The following is a 22,338-nucleotide window of genomic DNA, read 5'->3' on the forward strand; positions in this document are numbered from 1 at the left end:
TATGGACGCTTTGAAAGACATCGGGGCTTTTCTCGCGACTGAGCGCAAACGGCAGCAGATCAGCCTCGAGGAGCTTTCCCGGCACACACGGATCAGTGTGCGCATGCTGCAAGCCGTGGAATCGGGAGAGTACGAGATCATTGGGACACCTTTGCTTATCCGAGGATTTCTCAAGGTTTATTGCCAAGCCTTAGGCGTGGATCCCCAGCCGATATTGGAAGAATACGAGACCGAGATCCGACGTTACGACAACGAAGGGGAACGCCTGAAACGCTTTCAATCGTGGATGAAAGGCGCACCTAAGAAAGGCGGAGCCTTCCTCGTATTCTTCCTCGTTTTGGCTTTCGGCGTGACCGTCGCGGGGGTATGGGCCGTATGGTGGCCCAAATATCAAATGAAAAGAGCGGCGATGACACAGACAAGCCGTGAATCCGTCTATCCGCAGCAGGAACTCCCGGGGGATCTCGTGGTGAAGAAGGGGGAGGACGAGCCGAACACCGGTTCCACCGGGGAGGAGGTCGCACAACCTCCTGTTTTGCCGGTTGGTGAGACTCCAACAGCTGTTATGGAGTCGGGGGCATCGAGTTCTTCGAGTCTTCCTCCCGAAGGCAGTCCTGAGACGCCACCCGCCACCACCCATACCTTGCACATCGTGGCCGACGAAGAGTCATGGATTCAGGTGCAGGTGGATGACGCAAAACCGCAAAATCGTATCCTCAAGCCGGGAGAAAGCGCCCAATGGAGCCTTTCTCGATCTGTCCAGTTATGGACGGGAAACGCCGGCGGGATCCGCGTTTCGTGGGATGGGAAGCCCATGAAACCGTTAGGGAAAAGAGGGGAGGTCCTCAGGGTGAAACTTCCCGATCCCCGTTATTTTGAAAATCCCTGAAGCCCTCATGACCCTTATCGAGTCGGAAGCGGTGGTCCTGCGTGCCCAGGACCATGGTGAATCAGACCGTATCATCACTTTTTTCAGTCCCACGTGGGGACTGGTGCGAGCCTTGGCCAAGGGGGCGCGGCGCAGCCAGAAGCGCTTCGTTCATGCATTTGAACCCAACAGTGTCGTTCTGGTGAGCCTACGACGCCGGGCGGAGTTGGCGTGGGTGGAATCCTGCCGCCTGTTGAACGGACACCTGGCGTTACGTTCGGATCCTCTCCGTTGGGCCTATGCGGGATTTGTGGTGGAAACAACCCTTCACCTGAACCCCGAAAACCTTCCGAACCCGCCTTTTTATGAGCTTTTGCGTCGCACCTTGGAACGCTTGGAATCCGATAGAGATCCTACCAATGTGGCGACCCTGTTTCTCGTCCGTGGTCTGCGCCTCCTGGGTGTGCTTCCGTCGTTGGCGGGGTGCGCTGAGTGCGGCCGGAAGATCGCCGACAGTGCCACTTGGAGGTTATCCCTGACTATGGGGCGGTTTACCTGCGGCGCCCATGGCGTCCGAGACGGGCATGCCGTCCATTTGGACAGGGGATCCGCCGCGCTGCTTCAGGCGATGCTTGATTCCCCTGCGGAAAGAATGTGGCGGTATCGGTTACGAAAGACGACGGCATCCAGTCTGATCAAGGCCGTCAGCGCGTGGGTGGAAGACCAGACGGGTCGGCGTTTGAAAAGTCGGCGGTTGTTGGAAAGCGATTTCCTTATGGATCGGTCGACCGAGGAGTTTCGACAGTGAGTCTCAGAGATGCGGCAGTGATGCGAAGGAGTGGACATCCGTGGAATGGATGCGTCATTTCGAGACGATAGCCGTAGGCACTCCATGGTTGGGTGTCGTTTTGGCTTTTGTGGGTGGGGTCTTGGCCGGTTTCACCCCGTGCACGTACCCGATGATCCCCATCACCGTCGCATTTATCGGAAGCCGCGCGCAGGGGCGTCGGATCAAGGGTTTTTTTCTCTCCAGCGTCTACGTCACGGGTATGGCTTTGGTGTATTCGGCCCTAGGGTTGATTGCCGCTCTTACAGGACGGCTTTTTGGATCATTGACCATGAATCCGTGGGTATACTTGGCCGTCGGCAACCTGTGCCTGATGTTTGCTCTGATGATGCTTGAGGTGATTCCCACGCCTTCTCCGACCTTCCTCAATCGGCTTCAGATCCCACAGATTCCCGGCCAGGATGCGGTCTCGAGCTTCCTTTTCGGGAGCGCCTCAGCCTTGGTGGTGGGGCCGTGCACGACACCGGTGCTTGGAGGCTTATTGACATTGGTGGCCACCGGACAAAACATCTTTTGGGGCGCATTGATGCTTTTTGCTTTTGCTTACGGGATGGGGGCTTTAATCATCCTCGTGGGAACCTTTACGGGACTCTTGGCTTCACTTCCGCGGTCTGGGCTGTGGATGCGGAGGTTCCAGCGGTTTTTCGCGGTGGTCATGATTGGGGCTGCGGAGTACTTTTTCATCAAAGCAGGAGAAATGTGGGTGTGAAAACTTGGAAACGTCGAGTCATTGCGATCATGATGGCAATTTTTTTGTGGAGTCCGGTTGCGGCGGCCGGCCAGTCCATGGTCGATAGGATCATGGGGTTGGTGACCAGCGGGGGATCTGGTGTCGCGAAAGACTTTGAACTGCCAAGCACGGACGGGCAACAGGTGCGCCTGAGTGACTATCGCGGGAAAAAACCTGTGCTTTTGTACTTTTGGGCGATTTGGTGTCCTTCGTGTCAGGCCGTTAAGCCGGAGGTTTCCAAACTGCGCCAGAGGGTCCGTGAAGATCAACTGGAGATTTTGGCCGTCAACGTGGGATCGGGAGACTCTTTCGAGCGCGTCCAACGTTATCAGAGCGCTCACCCCGTGCCTTACAAAGTCCTTTACGACGCCGAGGGCGTCGCCACGAAAGCGTTTGAAGTTCGGGGGATTCCACTTTTCGTGGTGGTGGACAGAGACGGCACAATCGTCTATCGTGACCATCAACTGCCTTCAGACATTCGGCGTTTACTGAACTGATACCCTCTTCGAGGAAGCTCTTCATGAAAGATGTCCTTACCATCATTATGGCAGGGGGCCGTGGTGAACGACTGATGCCACTGACACGGGACCGCTGCAAACCGGCTGTGCCCTTCGGCGGCATCTATCGATTGATTGACATTCCTTTGAGCAACTGCGTGAATTCGCAGTTGTATAAAATCTTGGTGTTCACCCAATACAAATCCCAATCCCTTGTGGACCACCTGGAAGATGGCTGGAACATTTTCTCGGGAGCTCTCGGCCACTATCTTCGGATTGTGGCACCGCAACAGCGACTGGGAGAGGATTGGTACCGGGGAACCGCCGACTCGGTGCGACAAAATCTCTACCTCATCGAAAGGGAGCGGCCCCGTCACGTCCTCATTCTCTCAGGGGATCACGTCTATAAGATGGATTATCATCTGTTTCGTCGTTTCCATGAAGAAAAGGATGCCGATGTCACGGTGAGCCTTCTGGAAGTGGACCGCTCGACGGCCTCCTCATTCGGCATCGCTGAAGTGGACGCGGAGTATCGCATTTGCGGGTTTGAAGAAAAACCCAAGGACCCGAAGGGGATGCCGGATGATCCTTCCCGGAGCTTGGCGTCCATGGGAATTTACATCTTTAAGCGAGACGTGCTCCTTCGGGCGCTTAAGGAAAGTGAGGACGAAGATTTCGGGAGGGACGTCATCCCGAGGCTGGTGCGGGAGGGTAAGGTCTACGCCTATCCTTACAGACGCTACAATATCATTGAAGATGACGTGCCCGTGTATGACCCCGAAGTCGGGTACCACTTCAAGACGCAATATCCGACCCGGGATTCCAGCTACTGGCGCGACGTGGGCAGTTTGGATGCCTACTGGAACGCCAACATGGATCTCACAGGCTTAAGACCATTCTTCAACCTTTACGGCCGCCGATGGCCCATGAGAGGTCTACAGCGCCAAGTGCCCCCTGCCAAGTTTGTGGTTTCCGGCGGAGAACCGGGTTCTCAGCGCGCCGGCACGGCAAGGGATTCCGTGGTTCCCCATGGATGTCTGATCAGCGGCGGCATTGTCCGACATTCTGTCTTGTCCTATAACGTGATCGTCAATAGAGATGCCGAGGTGGACGAATCGGTGATCATGGACAATGTGGAAATCGGTCACCACTGCCGTATCAAGAAAGCCATCATTGACAAGGACAACGTGATTCCTCCTTACACGGAAATCGGTGTCTCCCCTCAGGAAGATCGCTCTCGCTTTGTGGTCACTCCACGGGGTATTACGGTGGTGCCACGAGGGGCCTTCCCTCGCTCCTGATCGAAAGGCTGGAGATAAGACTCGAACGAGATGAGGCTCCATCCCGTTGAAGGCGCTTCTTTCCCAGTCAGGTTTTGATTGTCGTTGTTTTCAGGATCACGAGCATACTCGAGGTAATGCTCCTTCATGATGGGATGAGACGGTGGTGCCGACGTCCAGGGACTTTAAGGGAAGGCCGTCCTCCCCTTTTCTTCGCGGGTGCGGTCATGGGTTCTGCATCGCAAAATCGGCGGGCGATGGTGCCCAACAGAACGAAAGAGCCCCTGGAAGGAGTCCGCGTCCGGGCGATCTTATCATAGTCCCCCGAGTTGTCCGGGGCTTTCGAGAAAGGATTGCCGGAGGAACGGCCGGACTCTCGGAACCTGATGAGGTAGCGAAAAACGTTCGGAGTGCGTCAGGAAAGACCGGAGAGGATGATCTTCTTTTTCCAGAGGCCCGTGTGCGGATCTTCCACGGATTTTTCCACGATACGCACCGCCTGCAATTGTTCTACGGCTTTCCAGGACGATTCGGTTCCTATGACAATCGTCCCTGGGGCAATGACCCCACGGACCACAACCTCTGGTCGGTCCTGCTTCATCTTGGACCATTGGAGCAGACCCCGCACCTCTTCTTCCAGATCCGCCAGATCTCGAGCGCACTGGGTCCGACGCTCGACCAGCCGGAGCAAGGAGGCCTTGACGGCATCCTGAGCCCGAAAAAGCCTCTCAACCTCCTGATCCGCTTCGGTAACCTCCTTCCGGAGGGTTTCAATCTGAGCGAGAATAGCGGCTTTCTCTGAATCTTTGGCTTCTTGTTCTTCGAGCTTTCGAATCTTTGAAAGCGTTTTGTCCTGAAACTGCACCTTCTTCCCAACGGCCAATTCGAGAGCGCTGAGGGCTTTACGCTGCCGAATCTCGGCGTTTTTTAACCGTTGAGACCAATCTTTAAGACGCTGCATACGTTCTCGAAGCAGACTCAATTTTCTTTTCAGGACCGGGTCTTCCCCGACGATGAGTCGACACGCCCTGGATTTCTCGGAGCCCACGTGGAGGACGTGGATTTTATTGGCTGCCGTGATGTTGGACGATAATACCGATGCCGTCGGAGCAAGGAGGGATCCTGACGTCTCGATGGTGCTGTCCACGATGCTGGTGGACACAGCCACATCACCGCTGGCCTGCACCGTGCTTCCCGCGAGATGCTTTGCCTTGACGTGGCCTTGAGTGTGGATTGAAGCGCTGATGACGCCGCCCATGATTACCACGTCGCCCTCAGCTTGGATCTCTCCCCCGTAGATTTCAGAAGCGGATACCGTCACCGCCTTCACGCGGAAACCCGCCGTGATGGCACCGCTGATCTTCACGTCCCCATCAAAAATCACATGACCCGTCTTCAGGTCCACGTCGCCGTGGATTTCCAACTCCGACTGGACGCTGATTTTTCCATCGGCGCTGATTTGGGGGCGTCCGGCGCGTATGGCGATGACTTGGCGGCCGTCATCGGATCGGACGGCCCCTCGGCCGCAACGCAGGATAAGGTCCGCAGGTTTCGGGGGATCGATCGGGAGGCCGAAGACGTCTATCCCTGGGCTTCCGGGTTTTGGGGGGATTTTTTCCGCCAAGAGATCTCCTTCCCGAACCAGTGGGATTTCCCCGCGGTCACGGAAATCAATGGAACCTCCCTTCTTGATACGGCCGATTTTGAGAGGGTCCGCATCAAAATGGTAGTGGATGGAAGCATCCCGCCCCGGCACCGGAGGCCGACCCCGGGCGACCACGAGGGCGCCCTTGACCGTACGTTGCGAAGTTATTTGAGTGAGGAGCTCGGAAGCCGGGAAAACCCCGCAGAGGCCACGCCGGCTCAGGAAGGCTTCCAGTTCTTGAACGGTGAGATCCCGGGGAGGCCTTTGAGACCACACGAGGGAGGCCAAGAGGCGGTCCGAGGACACCGTGATGTCGAAGATTTCCTCGAGGACACTAAGACGTTCTGGGGGAACCGAAGAATCTGGCCGAGTCTGTGGTTCCGGCTGCGCGCACACGGGCCTTTTATGTTCGGGCTGTGGCGTGCGTTCTTCGGAAAACGCATCCTTTAGAGCCTGGATCGCGCTGTCGTCGAGGATATTTTCTTCATAAAGAATCTGTTCGATGGGATAGACTTTTTTTTCCAGCTTAAAGAGCTCCGTCTGCCGGGCGAGAACGCGCTTCTCATCCCGAGGCAGGAGATACCCTTTGGTCACCGCATATTCCAACAAAGGTTTTTCCTGCTCCCGATTCAGGAAAAACTTCTGGAGTCTCAAAACAGCTTTCATTTGGGACGGGCTGATGGCGCCCATTTCCACAAGAATTTCTCCGAGGGGTTTCTTCTTGCCGATGAGCGCCTGCGCCTTTTGGCTTTCCAATGCCTGACGAACGACTTCCGTCGTCGCAAACCCGTACTTGACGACCAGCTTGCCGAAAACGAGCTGAGGATTCGTCTTTGGCGATCTCTCCTCTTGGGCCATGGCAAGGCTCTCTGTGTGGGTTGCGACGTCATGGCGGAGTAATTTCGCAAGTTACAGAATCGTCACTCATTCGTCAAGACATTGACACACCCCCCCGTGAAAGGAGCTACCCTGATGCCGCAGACGGAGTGTGGTCACAACGGTGGCGTACGATTTTCTGCTTTTGTTGCCTGTTCAAAATGATAGCCGGCTCTCAAGACGACGGCTTCGCCCAAATGCGGGCCCAGGATTTGGATACCTATGGGAAGCCCCTGGGTCGTCAATCCGCACGGGAGGGAAAGGCCCGGAATACCGGCCAGGCTTGCCGGCAAAGTGAAAACGTCATTGAGGTACATCTGCAGGGGATTTTCGGTTTTTTCACCGATGGGGAAGGCTGCCGTCGGGGAGACAGGGGCGAGGATCACGTCACACTTCTGGAAGGCAGTGACAAAATCTCGGCGGATCAACGTGCGCACTTGCGACGCCTTACGGTAATAAGCATCGTAATATCCGGCGGAAAGACAATACGTGCCCAGCATAATCCTCCTTTTCACTTCGGCGCCGAAGCCTCGGCTGCGGGACTCCTTGTACATGCTCATGAGATCCCGGGCTTCTGGGAACCGGTACCCATATTTCACCCCGTCATACCGGGCTAGATTGGAACTGGCTTCCGCCGGCGCGATGATGTAATAAGCGGCAACTCCGTAGTCCGTATGGGGTAGGGAGACTTGGACGAGTTCCGCTCCCAGATCTTTAAAAATCCGGCAAGCCCTTTCCGTGGCTACCGCGACCTCGGGATCCGTACCTTCGGTGAAATACTCCTTGGGCAATCCCATACGAAGGCCACGGAGGGGTGCATCCAGGCTGGAAAGATAATCGTCTGGGGGCTGATTGATGGACGTGGCGTCTTTGGGATCGTGTCCGGCCAAGACGGAAAGCAACAAAGCCGCATCGCGGACGTTTTTGGTCATGGGGCCGATCTGGTCCAAAGAAGAGGCGAAAGCGACAAGGCCATAGCGGGATACCCTTCCGTAGGTGGGCTTGAGTCCAACAATGCCACAGAAAGATGCCGGCTGCCGGATGGATCCGCCGGTGTCGGTTCCTAATGCAGCGGCGCATAAGTGAGCGGCCACGGCGGCCGCGGATCCCCCGCTGGATCCCCCGGGGACGCGGGTTGTATCCCAAGGATTTCTTACGGGGCCGAAAGCCGAATTCTCATTGGATGAACCCATGGCGAACTCGTCCATGTTGGTTTTGCCAAGGAGAATGGCTCCCGCGGATTTCAGCCGTGCCACAGCTGTAGCATCATAGGGCGGAAAGAAATTGTCCAGAATTTTCGACCCGCACGTCGTACGGATCCCCTCGGTGCACAAGACGTCCTTGACGGCAAGAGGTATGCCTGCCAAAGGCAGCGCCGACAGGTCCTTTCGCCCCGTGTCGTAGTCCTCGGCGTCCTGCAGAGCTTGATCAGCCATGACAGTCAAAAAGCAGTTCAGCCGGGGGTTCAGCTCTTCGATTCGTTCGAGATAGGCTCGAACCACTTCCTTCACGCTGACATTCCGTGCCAGGAGAGCTTCTCTGAGTTCATGAATACCCATGGAAATGACGGAGCTCATAGCCACATTTCCCTTTCGGTCACGAGACTTAGATCACCTTGGGAACGATGAAATTTGCCCCGTCGGTTTGAGGAGCGTTGGCCAAAGCCTGATCTCGATCCAAGGAGGCGTGGACGTGGTCGTCGCGGAACACGTTTTCTTGTTCCATGGCGTGGGTGGTTGGAGGAACGTTCGATGTATCCACTTCATTAAGTTTCTCCATGTACTGCAAAATCATGTTGAGATGCCGCGTCATGGCCTGTTCTTCCTGGGGATCCAGACTCAACCTTGCCAGTTCCGCCACATGGCGGACCTCATCCACCGTGATCTTTTCCACGACCATCTCCTTTCGGCTATCCTTATTACTGCCTGGTCTTATGCAGCACCGGCCGAGGACAACCTACCACAAAGATTGAAATGCTCACAAGGATGGCTTGCAGTCCACGACCGTTGCCTCTAAGATCCGCCGTGATTTTAGAGGAAACCTTTTCAAGAAAAAACCACAAGAGGATGTTCCATGGACATCGGGCTCACCCCATCGCAGAAGGAGGCCGTGGAATTCATCGGCCGTCCCGTTCTCGTCGCCGCGGGTGCCGGAAGCGGCAAGACACGCACCCTGACCGCCAAGATTGCCTACCTCGTCAAAGTGTTAGGCTTTGCTCCGGAGCGGATTCTGGCCATCACTTTTACCAACAAAGCTGCCGAAGAAATGAAACGGCGCCTGGAAACGATGACAGGGCGACCTGTCCACGCTTTTCCATGGGTGCGCACATTTCACAGTGCTTGCTTTCAGATCCTCAAGGAGCATTGTGAGCTTTTGGGCTACACACGCCCCTTGAGCATCCATTCCGAGCACCAACAGCGCGTGGACATGAAAAAAGCCCTGGCCGAGCTGGACGTTGACCCTACTTACCTGAACGCCTATCGGGCCGCGGTTTCCCGTGCCAAAAACAGCGACAATCCTTACGGCTACTTGGCCGCATCAGGGCGATTGCCACGCGTTCAGGAAGTCTTCGAACTCTACAACCGCATCTTGGCCCAACACAATGCCGTGGATTTTGACGATATTCTGGCATTAACCCGGGAACTTCTCACTCAAAATGAAACCGTCCGGCGCCGGTGCCAGGACTTGTTCGATTACGTGCTCGTGGACGAATTCCAAGACTCCAACGCCGTCCAGTGCCGGATCATGGACTTGTTGCTTCGGGACGGAAATCTGACGGTTGTAGGCGATGATTACCAGAGCATTTACCAGTTCCGGGGTGCTGACCCTTCCTTTTTCATCCATTTCCCGAAGAATTATCCGCACGCCAAGATTGTGCGCCTCGAAGAAAACTTTCGGTCGACACGACCGATCGTCGCTGCGGCTGAAGCCCTCATCGCCAAGAATACGTCTCGGATCGAAAAGAAATGCTTCAGCCGTCGAGATGGAAATCTCGTGGAAGTGCGACGCTTTTTGAGCGACGATCAAGAGGCGCAATGGGTGGCGGAACACTGCCGTCGTCTGCATGTCTCGGATGGCATTCCGTTTCGGGATATGGCGGCCCTGTACCGCACCAAATTTTGTTCCATGGTCTTGGAAAGAGCCATGCGCCAAAAAGGTGTTCCTTACACCATGATGGGGGGCCGGGGTTTTTTCGAACGTCGCGAAGTGCAAGACATCCACGCCTATCTCATGAGCGCTCTGAACCCCAAGGACGACGTGGCTTTTGAACGGATTCTCAACGTGCCCCGAAGAGGATTGGGCGCTGCAACGCTCAAAAAGATCCTGGCCACGGGGGGATCCGGTACACCTCTTCAGGAAAAGTGCCGCCGGGCTCTGGAACGCGGCTTGTTGAGCAAAAAAGTGGCTGCGGTCGTGGAGGATCTCCTGGAACTCTTGCGAGAGATCCGCAGCCTCAAACCCCATGAAGCCATCCGTGCCGTTGTGGAAAAGTGCCGTTATGAAGAATACCTAAGGGCGGTGAGCGATGGGGAGGAGGACTTTGTTTCCCGGGTGGAAAACATCGAGCAGATGATCCATGCGGCGAGCCAGGCTGCGGATGTGGAATCTTACCTCGAGTCCTGTGCCCTCATCCGGGAAGACCAAGACGATGCGGATGCAGGAAATGGGGTGCGTTTGGCCACGTTTCATGCGGCCAAAGGTCTCGAATTTCAGGTGGTGTTCGTCATCGGTGTGGAAGAGGGGCTGCTTCCCCACTGGCGCTCCGTGCAGGGGGTGGGATCGGCGCCTCAGGGAATGGAGGTGGAAAATCTGGAAGGCCTCGAGGAGGAGCGACGTCTCCTGTATGTGGCCATGACCCGAGCTGCCCATCAGCTTTATGTGTCCCATGCCATGGCCCGCAAAGGGGAGTTGGTGCGCCCCAGTCGTTTTCTGGCGGAGCTGCCGGAAGAGTGGATTGTTCGCCGAAGCTGGTAGACCCTAGAGTTCGAGGAGTCATAATGTTGTGGAAAGCGGCGACTTTCAATGTCAACGGTGTCCGGGCCCGGCTTGACCAGCTTGTTGAATGGGTTGCCGACCAGCAGCCCGACGTTTTGTGCCTGCAGGAGACCAAATGCCCGGATGAGGCTTTCCCGCGCGAGCCGTTCGAGACCATGGGATATCACTGCGTGGTCAAGGGAGAAAAGTCGTTTAACGGTGTGGCCGTCCTGACGCGTGACGGTCCGGCGTCCGTGGTCATGGAGTCTGGGGATCCTTTGTTGGACAAGGAGGCGCGTTTTCTCGCGCTGAGCCTTCGTGGCGTCTGGGTCATCAACTCGTACGTGCCTCAGGGTCGCTCCCCGGACGATCCCGCTTTTGAGTACAAGCTGAATTTTTTGGATCAGGCAGGTCGGTGGATCCGCGAGCGGTTTTCTCCGTATGACCCCGTACTGTGGACGGGGGACATCAATGTGGCCCCCGATCCCATCGATGTTTTCGATCCGAAGCGTCTAGAGGGGGACGTCGGGTTTCACCCGTTGGAACGGGCCAAACTGCGCGAACTCATGAATTGGGGCCTGGTGGATCTCTTTCGCCGCCTGCATCCGGAGGAAAAACAGTTCACCTTCTGGGACTACCGGTTGCCCAAAAGCGTCGAGCGCAATTTGGGGTGGCGTCTCGATCACATGTTGGTGACGGAACCCATGGCGGCAGCTTGTGTAGAGTGTCTGGTGGATACCGCTATGCGCGCCAGGCCGAAACCCAGCGATCATGCCCCTCTTGTGGCCCGCTTTGACTTGTCACGCATCTCGAGGGAGGCATGAGGATGGTGGTCGGTCTTTCCACCTCGTGGGCAGCCGGTCAAGTGACCAGCGGTCGAGAGCTGGTGGAGCGATGCAAAGCCATGAACGTGGATGGGCTGGAACTGGACTATCGCCTTCCGGCCCCGTTATTTCAACAAGTTGTGGCGTCCCTTAGAGGCTCGGGGCTTCAGGTGTTGAGTGTTCACAATTTTTGTCCGGTCCCAGCCCCTGTGCCCTGGGATCGGATCTGTGCGGAGCCGTTCCTCTTAAGCCACCTGGATCGGGAGGAGCGTCTGCGGGCCGTTCAATGGACCCTTCGGACCATGGAACGCGCTGACCATGTGGGAGCCCGGCTCGTGGTGGTGCATTGCGGTCGTGTGGTCATGGATCCTGAACTGACGGCCCTCATAACGTCATGGGAAGCTACCGGGCCGGACGGCAAGGAATTCAGGACGCTCATGGACCGCAAGCTGGAAGAACGACGCGCCCGGGTCGCGCCGTTCCTTCACGCCCTTCTATGGAGTCTGGATCGGCTCGCTCGTGAAGCCGAGCGGCTCAATGTCACCTTGGGGCTGGAGAACCGAGCCCACTATCACGAAATGCCGGGTCCGGAAGAATATCCCGTGATCTTTAAAGAACTGGAGGGTGCGCCTCTGGCCTACTGGCATGATACGGGTCACGGACACCTCATGGAGATTTTCGGCTGGGGAAACCCGATGGAAATGCTGGAGACGTGGAAACAACGGTTGTGCGGCATCCATCTCCATGATGCCGACGGACCAAATGACCATCTGCCGCCGGGATCAGGACGGATCTTGTTCGGTCCTGTGGTGGAGGTCGCTCGGGATCGAGGCTGCCCCGTGATCGTGGAGGTCAAACCGGGCACGGGTGAGCAAAATCTTCGGGACGGGATAGACTTTGTTCGCAAGCTCATCATGGCACCGGCTGAAGGCATGGAGGATCATCATGCAAGAGGATCGAATCCCCGTCTTCACCCATGATCTGTTCTTGGAGCCCTACACGAAAGACCCTGCTGCGGCGCCCGGACGCATTGAAACGATCCGCGAGGCTATTGCCGATTTCAGCGAGTTTCATGAAGTCCTCCCTGCCTCTTGGGAAGATATTCAACGGGTACATACCGAGCGACACATCCGACAGGTCATTCGGGAGGGATTGGATCGCGTGGCGTCTTTGGCGGCCGGCGGCGCGGTGATGGCGGCCTTGGAGGGGCTGAAAAGACCATCTTTTGCTTTGGTGCGTCCGCCGGGACATCACGCCTCGGCGGACGACTCCTGGGGCTTTTGCTATTTCAACAACATGGCCATTGCCATCGAACACCTCAAGCATTACGGGCATATTCAAACGGCCTATGTGCTGGATTTCGACCTGCACTATGGGGACGGGACGGTCAACACCTTGGGAGAGAAGGGCTATGTGGCGATCCTCAACCCCCAGACGGAAGATCGAAAGGAATACCTGCGCATGGTGGAGAAGGACCTGGCCGAAGTGCAGGCGGATGTTATCGGCGTGTCGGCGGGATTCGACGCGCACCAACTGGACTGGGGAGGGGTGCTCTTGACGGAGGACTACCATCGAATCGGGGCCATGATTCGGGAGACCTGTGTGCGACGCCACATCGGGTGTTTTGCCGTGCTTGAGGGAGGATATAATCACAGCGTGCTCGGGAAAAACGTCCGAGCCTTTCTGCTCGGGCTTCTCGCCCGGCATGATCCTGACTGATCTGGGCGAAAAGGATGCCATAGACTGCGACGCCACCGACGTGTGATGGCACAAGGCCATCGACCCGCCCGGACCATGCGCCTCCGACCGTTAACGGTAAAGGCGGCAGAGCGATGTCGACAATGAAAACCCTGCGCCGATGGGTACTCATGGCGCTCGTCATTGGGATGCCATGCACCGAGACCTTCGGTGGACTTCCCGAGGTCGCTGATATGGTCTCCCGGTCCATTGTCGCCGTAGGGACCTCCCAGCCCTTGCGGCGCCCCCCGTCGGTTTTTCTCGGCACGGCATTTGCCGTGGCCGACGGGCGGCATCTCCTCACCAATGCCCATGTCCTGCCGGAAAAATTGGATAAGGCCCAACGGGAAACCTTTGTGGCTTTCGTGGGGCGAGGCTCCCAAGTGGAGGTGACGGATCTGGAGGAAGTCGCTCAGGACCGAGAGCACGACATGGCGATCTTGCGTTTCCACCGGGATCCGCTCCCACCCCTGAAGTTGGACACGGCCACGGCCAGGGCGGGTCAAGAAATCGCCTTTACGGGTTTTCCCATAGGGATGGTTCTGGGCCTCTACCCCGTGACCCACCGGGGGATCATTTCGGCCGTCGCTCCATTGGTGATCCCGGTCAAGTCCGGGGGGCATCTCACCCCGGATCTGGTGCAACGGCTCAAGAACAGCTTTGATGTGTATCAGCTCGACGCCACGGCCTACCCAGGCAACAGCGGAAGCCCCTTGTTCGATCCCGATACTGGACGTGTTCTTGGTATCGTGAATAAGGTCCTGCTGACTCAAGGCAAAGAGAAAGCCCTTGAGGCCCCCAGTGGGATCAGTTTTGCCGTCCCCATCATCCACGCGGTGACCCTCATGAAAAAAGCCGGACTTACCCCTTGAACCGCGAAGGGATCACGAGGGCCGATCAGCCTCTGCGAGTCGGTAGAGGAACACGTATTCCAGATCGTTGATGACCACGGTACAGTCAGCTCCACGGGACTGGGCGTACACGAGCCAAGCCGGCTTGAGGGACTCGCAGCATTCCACGTTGGGCGAAAAAGCACCTCGCCGACCGTCGTACCAGGCGATCAACATGGGATCTGGGGAGCGTTTGAAAGCCTCGCGGTCGGCGAGCCGGCGGGCAGCCTCAAACGAGAGTTGTTCCGGCTGCTCGATCACATCCACAATGTTATCCAACATGGATCTTTCCAAGGGGATACAGGTTTTGGCGTCTTGACGTGTCATTGGAGACGATCCTTTCCTTAACCGCTTTTCCATAACGATGGAGGAGGGCATGCGCTGCATGGCCCGGTGTCCGTTGCCTCACGAGACCACGTCTTCCTCTTCAAAGACCCGTCGGACAGGGTGCTCGGCGTTTTCCATCGCCCTAATCCACCCTTGCACCCTCTGCGATCCGTAGGCGGCTTTCCACGCGTCCACAATGGCCTGCACGGGGATATCTGCGTACTCCCCGTGATAGGCAAGATATTCCATGAATTTTTGTTGGCTCTTGTTGTAGGGATGAAAGAGCGAATCGCTGCGCCCGTCGAAATCCAGCGGATCTATGCCGTGTCGCCAACACAATTCCTTGTTAAACGCCGGTGTGGCTTTGACCCACCGGCCCTCGAGAAACAATTCCGTGTATCCATGATAGACGAAGACATTGCTTCCTAAATAGTCGAGAAGCTGCTTCGTTGCCAGATGATTCTTGACGGTGGCGAATCCGATCCGAGCGGGAATTCCTTCAGATCGTGCCGTCGCGCAGAGGAGTCCTGCTTTGGGAATGCAGAAACTTCGCCCACGTCGCACGACTTCGCTGGCTTGATAATGTTCGGGACGATAAAAGGGGGAGTAAGGGTCATAGCGGATCCGGTCCCGGACGGCTTCGTAAAGCCGCACGGCTTTCTCGACCGGATCCGTGGCATGGCCGACCGCCTCCCGTGCAAAGGCCCGCACCCGCGGATGATCCCAGTCGAGAATATCCGTGCGTTGTAAGTATTGCTGCATCAGCGTTCCTCCCCGCCTCTTTGTCCTATTTACGGCCGAATTTTCCCCCGGTGATCATGCCTTGTCGCGAACCATCTCCACATAAATGACAATGTCCACATCTTTGCCGATCAAGCCCTTTTGAAAGAACTCTCCATTGCCAACCCCGAATTCCAACCGGTCAATGGTCGCGTGGGCTTCAAAGCCGATGATTTCCTTGGTGGGATCGAAAGGATGGGCTCGAGTGCCCAAATACTCGAAGGGCAGATCCAGTGGCCGGCTCACGTTCTTGATGGTCAGCGTTCCTCGAGCGATGAACCGTCCTGGAGTGTTTTGAGAGACGATCTGTCGGCTCGTGAAAGTCATCAACGGATACTTATCGACATCGAAGAAATCCGCCGACCGCAAGTGATCGTCTCGTTTTTCCACTCGGGTGTTGATGCTCTTCACGGGAATTGTCACCTCAATGGAGCCTTTGTCGGGCTGTGTCGGGTCGAAAACCACTTGGCCACGCACCTCGTCAAACGTTCCAATGACTTTTGCCAGGATATGTCGGATGGTGAAGCTGACGCTGGTGTGATCCGGATCAAAGGTCCAGACACCGTGTTGGCCGGCACCGAGCATACTTGAGGCCATTATGATCCATGTCGCTGCAAAGGCTGCTAGGGTTTTCTTCATGGGGTCCTCTCCCTCGCTCGGGGTTTTCTTCGCACCTCAAGCCGCCACGATTTCCATGACGACCGAGGCCTTATTACTGTAGTAGTAAGTTAGTGCCGTCGAGAACCTCGGTCCAGATGCAGGAGGAGTATACCACGGGGGGCGCATCAAATGAGGATGACAGATGGATGCCGAGGTGCTAGTAATAATGTGGAAAAAGACCGCAAGGACGGTGAACTTTTGTGAAGTGAGACCATCTGATGAAAGGTGAACGCCGCGATGGCAACCGTGATGCCTGAAGGGGAAGCAATTCGTCGAGCCGTCAAGTGGGTGTCGAACTGTGTGCAGGAATTTCCGGACAAACCCGTGCAAAAGATCGTCCATGAGGCGATCCTGCGCTTCGATCTGTCGCCGGTCGAAGCGCAGTTTCTCCTGGATTTCTACAAAGCCAAGGGTAGGGACGAGTCATAGGCCGCGGTTCGCCGCTTCACCCATAAGGGCCTCGGAGTTCAGCAGACGTAGGCCACAGTCATGGGCCGCTGCGCGTGGATTTTCAAGCGCCAGTGGTTATGACAGCCGAGATGGCACACCACTTTGACCGTGACGAACTTTTGACGACAGGGAAACCACACTTCCTTACTGGCCCCGGGCTTGCCGCATACACGGCAGAACCATTGGTAACCGGCCACATACCGTTGATGGCTTGGGTCGAGGCTCAGCCGGAAGCGATCAAAGAGTTCGTCCCGGTTGTCGCCGAAGAAAACGGCCGGTTCCTGCTCCCCGCAGGACTGCGCCTTTCGGAAAAAATCGTCCACGAAGAGATTTTCTGATGTTTCACACTGACAGGTTGAACAACTTTGGCAGGTATGCATGATGGGACCTCCTTTGCGACAGGGCAATGGAGGTGCTCCGCGAGTGCTCCAACTCGGTTTATGGCGGCACGGGCATTAGGGTCGATCCTGAAACCCTGTTTCGGTATCATTTCCGACGTGCAGGACGGCGCTCAGAGACGAGTCTGCGGGCCGCCCATACCGCCGCGGCCGACCCCAAGGTCCATAAGAACAGGTAGCCAAACCAAGCACAAACACCCATGGTCGCCTCCATGTCGTGTCTCCTTTTTCGTGCGCCCGGATGGACGCCTGGGTTTCTCTCCAGTGCTTTGACCGATGCAATTCTCTTGCCTTTCACTTCCAGGATCGGCATCCGCACACCAAAACATGAGAAGAAAAATTTGGGGTAAACACATGACAGGAACTGCAGATTTGGCGATGTCGACGACCCTATGGCCGATCCTTGGGGCCGAAGGACGGTAGGGATGCGATGCGTGTGATGACCTTCAACCTCCGATTTGAAAACGACTGGGACGGACAAAACAGCTGGAGCTACAGGCGCGATTTGGTGGTGGAAATCGTCCGGCGCTACAAGCCCGACCTGTTGGGCACTCAAGAAGGGCGTTGGAGCATGCTCCAGTACTTGGCCGATAAATTCGACGATTACGCCATCCATGCTCCCAAGCGAATCGTGGACGATACGTGCCAATATCCGACGCTGTTCATTCGTCAGGAATGGGGCGTCGTTACGGAGGGGGCTGAGTTTTGGCTCTCTCGCACCCCTGATGTGCACCGGAGTAAAGACTGGGACAGTGCTTTTCCACGGATGATGAGCTGGGCCCGGATTCGGGAGCGGAGCACGAACCGAAACTGTTATGTTTCCGTGACCCACTTGGACCATATCGGCGCCGAGGCCCGTCGGGAACAGGGGCGGATTCTCGCCCGCTGGGTCATGAGCCGTCCCGGCCCCCACATCCTCATGGGAGACTTCAACGATGGCCCTGGATCACCGGTCCATCGCATCCTCACGGACGCCTCCGTGGGCTTGCAAGACACCTGGGAAGCCGTAGGGAAGGCCGAGGGAGAGGCCGAGAAGACTCATCATGGTTTTTCCGGTGTGCCGCAAAAGAGTCGGATGGACTGGATTCTGGTGACCTCGCATTTCCACGTTCACGAGGCCTGGATAATCCGGGATCACTTCGAAGGACGGTACCCTTCCGATCATTTTCCGTATTGCGCGGATCTCGTGTGGACGGCTCCAGAGCAATCGATGCGCAGAGCGATGAGGGAGGAGAAATGAAAGACACCATTCGTGTGGCGTTGGTGCAGCCGAAGCCTTATGTGGAATTCGGCGATCCGAGAAACATCGCCCACGGCATGCATCTCCTGGAAAAATGCCGAGGCCAACAACTGGATCTGGTGTGCTTCCCCGAATATTTTCCCTTTGCAGGAGAAGAGGTGTTAGCCCAGGCGGCCCGAGATCTGCACACCTACATTGTGGCGGGGCTGGTGGAACAGCAGGGGGATCGGCTGTACAACACCGCCACCCTCTTCGATCGCTCCGGGCGCATTCTGGGACGTCAACGGAAGGTCAATCTGGGGGCCTTGGAGCGCGAACATCTCCACATGAGCCCGGGGGACGGGGTCTTTCGGGCTTTCCCCGTGGATTTTGGAAAAATCGGTATCCCTGTGTGCATCGATTTCTGGGGTCAGCCCGACGCCGCCAAACAACTGACGGATCAAGGTGTGGAAGTCATTATCAACATCAGCATCTTCCCGATCTTGCGAGGACATTGGAAAACCGGGGCGCTGGTTCGAGCGTTCGACAACTTTCTCGCCGTTGTTGGGGTGAACACGGCGGACTACAATGCCCTCATCGCCGGCAGACGCTATCATCAGCATGGCGGAGGCAGTTTTGTCATCCAACCTCCGCGTTTGCTGGATAAAGCCGCTTTCCGGCGTTGGTTCCGAAGTTTGGACACCCTTGATGATTGGGTGACCGTCCAGTTGGATGAATTGGAACAGGTCCACATTACCGAAGTGCACTTAGGGTCCGTGCGAAAGTACCGACGGGAATTTTGGAATCGGTTCGGATTCCAGCGAGTGTAGCCGGCGGGGCGGAAGGATCTCATGAAACGAAAAATCTACTTGGAAATGCATACCCTTGAGGACGCTCGAAAAAAATGGCGACAGGCTGTTGGGGATCGACGCATGGTCGTGGAAGAGCTTCCCGTTCATGCAGCCTTGGGGCGTGTTTTGGCCGAGCCCGTGACTGCACGTCTTTCCGTACCTCGTTATCATGGGGCAGCCATGGACGGGTATGCCGTGAAAGCATCGGACACCTTCGGGGCGAGCGCTGTCCGACCGAAACACCTCATCGTGGGAAAACAAGCTTATCCGATCGACACGGGGGAGCCGCTTCCCGAGGGGACCGATGCGGTCATCATGATCGAACACGTCCATCCCGTGGACGAACATATCATTGAAATTCGTGCGGCGGCGTTCCCGTGGCAACATGTGCGCAAAGTCGGGGAAGATATTGTCGCCGGTGAACTGCTCATGCCGCAGCAGCATCGCTTGCGCCCTGCGGACTTAGGGGCTTTGTTGGCTTCGGGGGTCACGACGGTGGCGGTCTATGGGACGCCTCGGGTATGGGTTCAACCTACGGGCACGGAGCTGGTGCCGGCGGAAAAAGCAGCGGAGGCGATGCCAGGTCAGATCGTGGAATTCAACGGCATGGTGATAGCCGCCATGGTGACACAGGAAGGTGGCCTTCCCTGGTTGTACGAACCGATTCCAGACGACCCGGGGGCGCTACGTGTCCGGGTGCAGGAAGCCGTGGCATCTGACGCCGACGTGATTGTCTTCAACGCAGGGTCATCCGCCGGATCGGAAGACTACACCGCAGCCTTGGTTCAAGAATTTGGGGATCTTCTGGTGCACGGCGTGACCATGATGCCGGGGAAGCCCGTGTTGCTTGGGATCGTCGGAGGGAAACCCTTCATCGGGTTGCCCGGGTATCCGGTGTCCGCCATCATTGCCTTTGAACAATTCGTCCGTCCCCTGCTCTACTGGATGCAGGGCCTGGTTGAACCCCAGTGGATGACCGTGGAAGCCATCATGGGCCGAAAAATGCCCTCTAAACTAGGCCTGGAAGAATTCCTTCGGGTCATTGTCGGCCGAGTCCACAACCGCCTTGTGGCCATGCCCTTACAGCGCGGAGCGGGCGTCATCACGTCCCTGGTTCGTGCCGACGGGCTGGTGCAAATCCCCCAGGAATGCGAGGGGATCAACGAAGGCGAATCCGTTCGGGTGCGTCTGTTGCGGGCCGAAGAGGATTTGGAGCACACGCTGGTCATGATCGGCAGCCATGATAACACCGTGGATGTGTTGGCCGCAGAACTGAAAAGGGCCGATCCACGTCTGCACCTGTCCTCGAGTAATGTGGGGAGTCTCGGGGGGCTCCTGGCGGTTCGGCGGGGCCAAGCGCACTGCGCCGGGACTCACCTCTTGGATACCGAAACGGGCGATTATAATCGGTCCTACGTGGAAAAGTACCTTAGTGGAGTCCCGGTGCGCCTGGTGCAGCTCGTGCGCCGCCGTCAAGGCCTGGTCATAGCTCCGGGGAACCCCAAGAACATCCAAGGCTTAGAAGATCTATTCCGGCCGGATGTGCGTTTTGTGAACCGGCAGCCGGGATCAGGCACCCGGATCCTCCTCGATTATGAGTTGGCCAAAATCGGCCGAAGCCCCGAAGGGATCCACGGCTACGACTGGGAAGAGTACACGCACATGGCCGTGGCGGTAAACGTGCTCAGCGGCGGCGCCGACTGCGGCATGGCCATTTATGCGGCGGCCAAGGCGCTGGGTCTGGATTTCATGCCCCTGTGTGAAGAGCGGTATGATCTGGTAGTGCCCCACACCTGTTGGGATGATCCCAAAATCCAAACCTTACTCCACGTGATCGCATCGGCACGATTCCGTCAGCTCGTAGAGGCTCTGGGGGGGTACGATCCCTCGGATTCCGGCGCTATTGTGGCCGTCTGGGACGGCGCTTCATGGACATGGTCAGGCGACTCAAAAAAGGCGTGAGCAGATCCTCAGCAAAACGGCGCCCCAAGATGACAAAACCTGCGACGAACACGGTGCCGGACAGGACAAGCTGGAAGAGGGCCTGGGAGTAGAGGTTGGAAAATCCCCACAGGGTCGGCCAGAAAAGAGCCAAGGCGGCGGGGACCGTGGCGGCGGTCGTGACGGCGGTGATTTTCATTGCGGATCCCATAAGACCTGCGAAGGCCCACGGTCCCAACCGGCGTCGCCACCACAGACTTAGCACTCCGGTGTAAAGCGCTACAGATAGAGCGCTCGCAGCGGCGACCCCTCGGGCCCCGAAGCGCACAGCCCCAAAATAGTAAAGGGGGACCATAGCCACAGTACACAGGGTGCCGATGATTGCCGGTGTGACGGTGTCCTGCCTCGCGTAGCAGCCACGTCCAAGAATCTGCTGGAGACCCCAGCAAAAGACGACGCTGAGGAGAATCCGCAGGGCCCAGGTGGTTTCCACCGTGTCCGCGGCACCAAAACGGCCCTGTTGGAAGATCAAGATGATAATGGGTTCCGCCGCGAGAATCATCCAGAAAGATATGGGAATAAGAATGGTGAGGGTGTTTCGGAAGGCGGTGTTCAGGGTTTCAAAAAACTTGGACGTATCGCCGGCGGTGTAAGCCTCGGCGAGAAAAGGATAAGAGGCGGTGCCGGCGGCTTGAGCGACGACCCCGACGGGAACCAGCATAATGCGTCGGGCGTAATTCAACCAACTGATTGCCCCCACGGCGGCCATGGATCCAAATACCCGAACCAGTTGCTCGTCCAGAACGACGATGGATTGACCTATCATCAAGGGCATGGCCAGGGTGAGGAATCGCGTGAGCCGGGGGTGCCAGAACCGCCAGCGCCAGCGAAAGCTGCCCCCGAGACGCACTGCCAAAAAAGGCAAAAGAAAATTGCCGAGAAAGGCGCCGCAAAGGACACCCCAACAAAAACCGGTCATGCCTGTATGCCGCATGAGCACGCCGAGAACGATAATGAAGGCGTTGTACACGAGGGGACTCAAGGCAGGGACCTGAAACTGCTTTCGCAGATACAACACGGCGCTGTAACACGACCCCAGAAGAAAAAAAATCTGGGCCGGAGCAATGATGCGGAGAAAGAAGGCCAACCGCTTTGTCGCGTCGATGCTCAGCCCTGGTGCCGCCCATCGGGAAAGCGGGTTCGCGTAAATCATGACCGCCGCCGTCAAAGCTGAACTTGTTAGGGCAGTCCAGAAAACCACCGCAGACAGAAACCCCCAGCCGTCGTCCTCGTCTTTTTGAAAGGTTTCCGTGAGCAAGGGGATAAGGGTGATGGAGAAGTAGGCTCCGGCGAGAAGATAATTGATGAAGTCCGGAACAACAAACGCCGCAAAATAGACGTCGGATTCCTCTGAGGCCCCGAAATAAAAGGAAATGACCTTGTCCCGAAGCAGGCCCATGAACCGGGACAGCAGCACACTGCCGCCGAGAAGGGCGGCGGCCCATCCCATGGCTTGACGACGTTCCCAAAAGGACATGGGATC

Annotated in this window: 22 protein-coding genes; 14 read left to right on the forward strand and 8 right to left on the reverse strand. The window is 57.0% G+C overall.

Annotation, left to right across the window (positions count from 1 at the left end; genetic code table 11):
- Position 1: 1 nt before the first annotated feature.
- From ACZ5K9_RS11270 to glgC, 5 genes are read left to right on the forward strand one after another with little or no spacing between them, the layout of a single operon-like run.
- Positions 2 to 889, forward strand: a complete 888-nt coding sequence (locus tag ACZ5K9_RS11270) for a helix-turn-helix domain-containing protein (RefSeq protein ID WP_464271434.1) — start codon at positions 2 to 4, stop codon at positions 887 to 889.
- A gap of 7 nt (positions 890 to 896) precedes the next feature.
- Complete coding sequence (recO, locus tag ACZ5K9_RS11275) at positions 897 to 1,676, forward strand: DNA repair protein RecO (protein ID WP_464271435.1); 780 nt, start codon at positions 897 to 899, stop codon at positions 1,674 to 1,676.
- Positions 1,677 to 1,725: 49 nt separating this feature from the next.
- Positions 1,726 to 2,424, forward strand: coding sequence for a cytochrome c biogenesis protein CcdA (locus ACZ5K9_RS11280; protein ID WP_464273965.1), 699 nt, complete (start codon positions 1,726 to 1,728; stop codon positions 2,422 to 2,424).
- Between the two features lie 29 nt (positions 2,425 to 2,453).
- Positions 2,454 to 2,942 carry a peroxiredoxin family protein gene (locus ACZ5K9_RS11285; RefSeq protein WP_464271436.1) on the forward strand — a complete coding sequence of 163 codons (489 nt, stop codon included), beginning with the start codon at positions 2,454 to 2,456 and terminating at the stop codon, positions 2,940 to 2,942.
- Positions 2,943 to 2,965: 23 nt separating this feature from the next.
- Positions 2,966 to 4,243, forward strand: a complete 1,278-nt coding sequence (glgC, locus tag ACZ5K9_RS11290) for a glucose-1-phosphate adenylyltransferase (protein WP_464271437.1) — start codon at positions 2,966 to 2,968, stop codon at positions 4,241 to 4,243.
- A 394-nt stretch (positions 4,244 to 4,637) separates the two neighbouring features.
- On the opposite strand, the gene ACZ5K9_RS11295 is transcribed toward glgC, so the two are convergent.
- The 3 genes from ACZ5K9_RS11295 to gatC all read right to left on the reverse strand — a co-directional run bounded on the left by ACZ5K9_RS11295 (position 4,638) and on the right by gatC (position 8,636).
- The gene (locus tag ACZ5K9_RS11295; RefSeq protein WP_464271438.1) at positions 4,638 to 6,725 is read right to left on the reverse strand and encodes a DUF342 domain-containing protein; all 2,088 of its coding nucleotides are present in this window, start codon (positions 6,723 to 6,725) and stop codon (positions 4,638 to 4,640) included.
- 134 nt (positions 6,726 to 6,859) lie between these two features.
- Entirely contained in the window at positions 6,860 to 8,320 is a 1,461-nt protein-coding gene (gene gatA / locus ACZ5K9_RS11300) for an Asp-tRNA(Asn)/Glu-tRNA(Gln) amidotransferase subunit GatA (RefSeq protein WP_464271439.1), read from the reverse strand.
- 28 nt (positions 8,321 to 8,348) lie between these two features.
- Entirely contained in the window at positions 8,349 to 8,636 is a 288-nt protein-coding gene (gatC, locus tag ACZ5K9_RS11305) for an Asp-tRNA(Asn)/Glu-tRNA(Gln) amidotransferase subunit GatC (protein ID WP_464271440.1), read from the reverse strand.
- Positions 8,637 to 8,816: 180 nt separating this feature from the next.
- On the opposite strand from gatC, the gene ACZ5K9_RS11310 reads away from it, so the two are divergent.
- The 5 genes from ACZ5K9_RS11310 (at position 8,817) to ACZ5K9_RS11330 (ending at position 14,151) form a co-directional block, all read left to right on the forward strand.
- Positions 8,817 to 10,718, forward strand: coding sequence for an ATP-dependent helicase (locus ACZ5K9_RS11310; protein ID WP_464271441.1), 1,902 nt, complete (start codon positions 8,817 to 8,819; stop codon positions 10,716 to 10,718).
- 23 nt (positions 10,719 to 10,741) lie between these two features.
- Positions 10,742 to 11,542 carry an exodeoxyribonuclease III gene (gene xth / locus ACZ5K9_RS11315; RefSeq protein WP_464271442.1) on the forward strand — a complete coding sequence of 267 codons (801 nt, stop codon included), beginning with the start codon at positions 10,742 to 10,744 and terminating at the stop codon, positions 11,540 to 11,542.
- 2 nt (positions 11,543 to 11,544) lie between these two features.
- Positions 11,545 to 12,522, forward strand: a complete 978-nt coding sequence (locus ACZ5K9_RS11320; RefSeq protein ID WP_464271443.1) for a sugar phosphate isomerase/epimerase family protein — start codon at positions 11,545 to 11,547, stop codon at positions 12,520 to 12,522.
- The gene (locus tag ACZ5K9_RS11325) at positions 12,488 to 13,261 is read left to right on the forward strand and encodes a histone deacetylase family protein (protein ID WP_464271444.1); all 774 of its coding nucleotides are present in this window, start codon (positions 12,488 to 12,490) and stop codon (positions 13,259 to 13,261) included. Before ACZ5K9_RS11320 ends, ACZ5K9_RS11325 begins: the two co-directional genes overlap by 35 nt.
- A gap of 113 nt (positions 13,262 to 13,374) precedes the next feature.
- On the forward strand, positions 13,375 to 14,151 hold the full coding sequence (locus tag ACZ5K9_RS11330) for a S1 family peptidase (protein ID WP_464271445.1): 777 nt from the start codon (positions 13,375 to 13,377) through the stop codon (positions 14,149 to 14,151).
- A gap of 12 nt (positions 14,152 to 14,163) precedes the next feature.
- On the opposite strand, the gene ACZ5K9_RS11335 is transcribed toward ACZ5K9_RS11330, so the two are convergent.
- The 3 genes from ACZ5K9_RS11335 to ACZ5K9_RS11345 form a co-directional block, all read right to left on the reverse strand.
- Positions 14,164 to 14,496, reverse strand: a complete 333-nt coding sequence (locus tag ACZ5K9_RS11335; protein WP_464271446.1) for an AF1514 family protein — start codon at positions 14,494 to 14,496, stop codon at positions 14,164 to 14,166.
- Positions 14,497 to 14,574: 78 nt separating this feature from the next.
- The gene (locus tag ACZ5K9_RS11340) at positions 14,575 to 15,258 is read right to left on the reverse strand and encodes a transglutaminase-like domain-containing protein (RefSeq protein ID WP_464271447.1); all 684 of its coding nucleotides are present in this window, start codon (positions 15,256 to 15,258) and stop codon (positions 14,575 to 14,577) included.
- A 54-nt stretch (positions 15,259 to 15,312) separates the two neighbouring features.
- On the reverse strand, positions 15,313 to 15,915 hold the full coding sequence (locus tag ACZ5K9_RS11345; protein ID WP_464271448.1) for a YceI family protein: 603 nt from the start codon (positions 15,913 to 15,915) through the stop codon (positions 15,313 to 15,315).
- Between the two features lie 258 nt (positions 15,916 to 16,173).
- Between ACZ5K9_RS11345 and ACZ5K9_RS11350 the strand changes: the two genes are divergently transcribed.
- On the forward strand, positions 16,174 to 16,365 hold the full coding sequence (locus ACZ5K9_RS11350) for a hypothetical protein (protein ID WP_464271449.1): 192 nt from the start codon (positions 16,174 to 16,176) through the stop codon (positions 16,363 to 16,365).
- Between the two features lie 38 nt (positions 16,366 to 16,403).
- On the opposite strand, the gene ACZ5K9_RS11355 is transcribed toward ACZ5K9_RS11350, so the two are convergent.
- Entirely contained in the window at positions 16,404 to 16,766 is a 363-nt protein-coding gene (locus ACZ5K9_RS11355) for a hypothetical protein (RefSeq protein WP_464271450.1), read from the reverse strand.
- 448 nt (positions 16,767 to 17,214) lie between these two features.
- On the opposite strand from ACZ5K9_RS11355, the gene ACZ5K9_RS11360 reads away from it, so the two are divergent.
- Genes ACZ5K9_RS11360 through ACZ5K9_RS11370 form a run of 3 tightly spaced genes read left to right on the forward strand, consistent with a single transcriptional unit; the run spans position 17,215 to position 20,816 of the window.
- Positions 17,215 to 18,024 carry an endonuclease/exonuclease/phosphatase family protein gene (locus tag ACZ5K9_RS11360; protein ID WP_464271451.1) on the forward strand — a complete coding sequence of 270 codons (810 nt, stop codon included), beginning with the start codon at positions 17,215 to 17,217 and terminating at the stop codon, positions 18,022 to 18,024.
- Positions 18,021 to 18,833: a carbon-nitrogen hydrolase family protein gene (locus tag ACZ5K9_RS11365; protein WP_464271452.1), complete on the forward strand. Its 813-nt coding sequence runs from the start codon at positions 18,021 to 18,023 to the stop codon at positions 18,831 to 18,833. The genes ACZ5K9_RS11360 and ACZ5K9_RS11365 overlap by 4 nt, the downstream gene beginning before the upstream one ends.
- A 21-nt stretch (positions 18,834 to 18,854) precedes the next feature.
- Positions 18,855 to 20,816, forward strand: a complete 1,962-nt coding sequence (locus tag ACZ5K9_RS11370) for a molybdopterin biosynthesis protein (RefSeq protein WP_464271453.1) — start codon at positions 18,855 to 18,857, stop codon at positions 20,814 to 20,816.
- Here ACZ5K9_RS11370 and murJ read toward each other — a convergent pair.
- On the reverse strand, positions 20,755 to 22,332 hold the full coding sequence (murJ, locus tag ACZ5K9_RS11375; RefSeq protein WP_464271454.1) for a murein biosynthesis integral membrane protein MurJ: 1,578 nt from the start codon (positions 22,330 to 22,332) through the stop codon (positions 20,755 to 20,757). The two genes, ACZ5K9_RS11370 and murJ, sit on opposite strands and share 62 nt — an antisense overlap.
- Positions 22,333 to 22,338: the final 6 nt, after the last annotated feature.

The organism is Desulfosoma profundi, assembly GCF_055387865.1.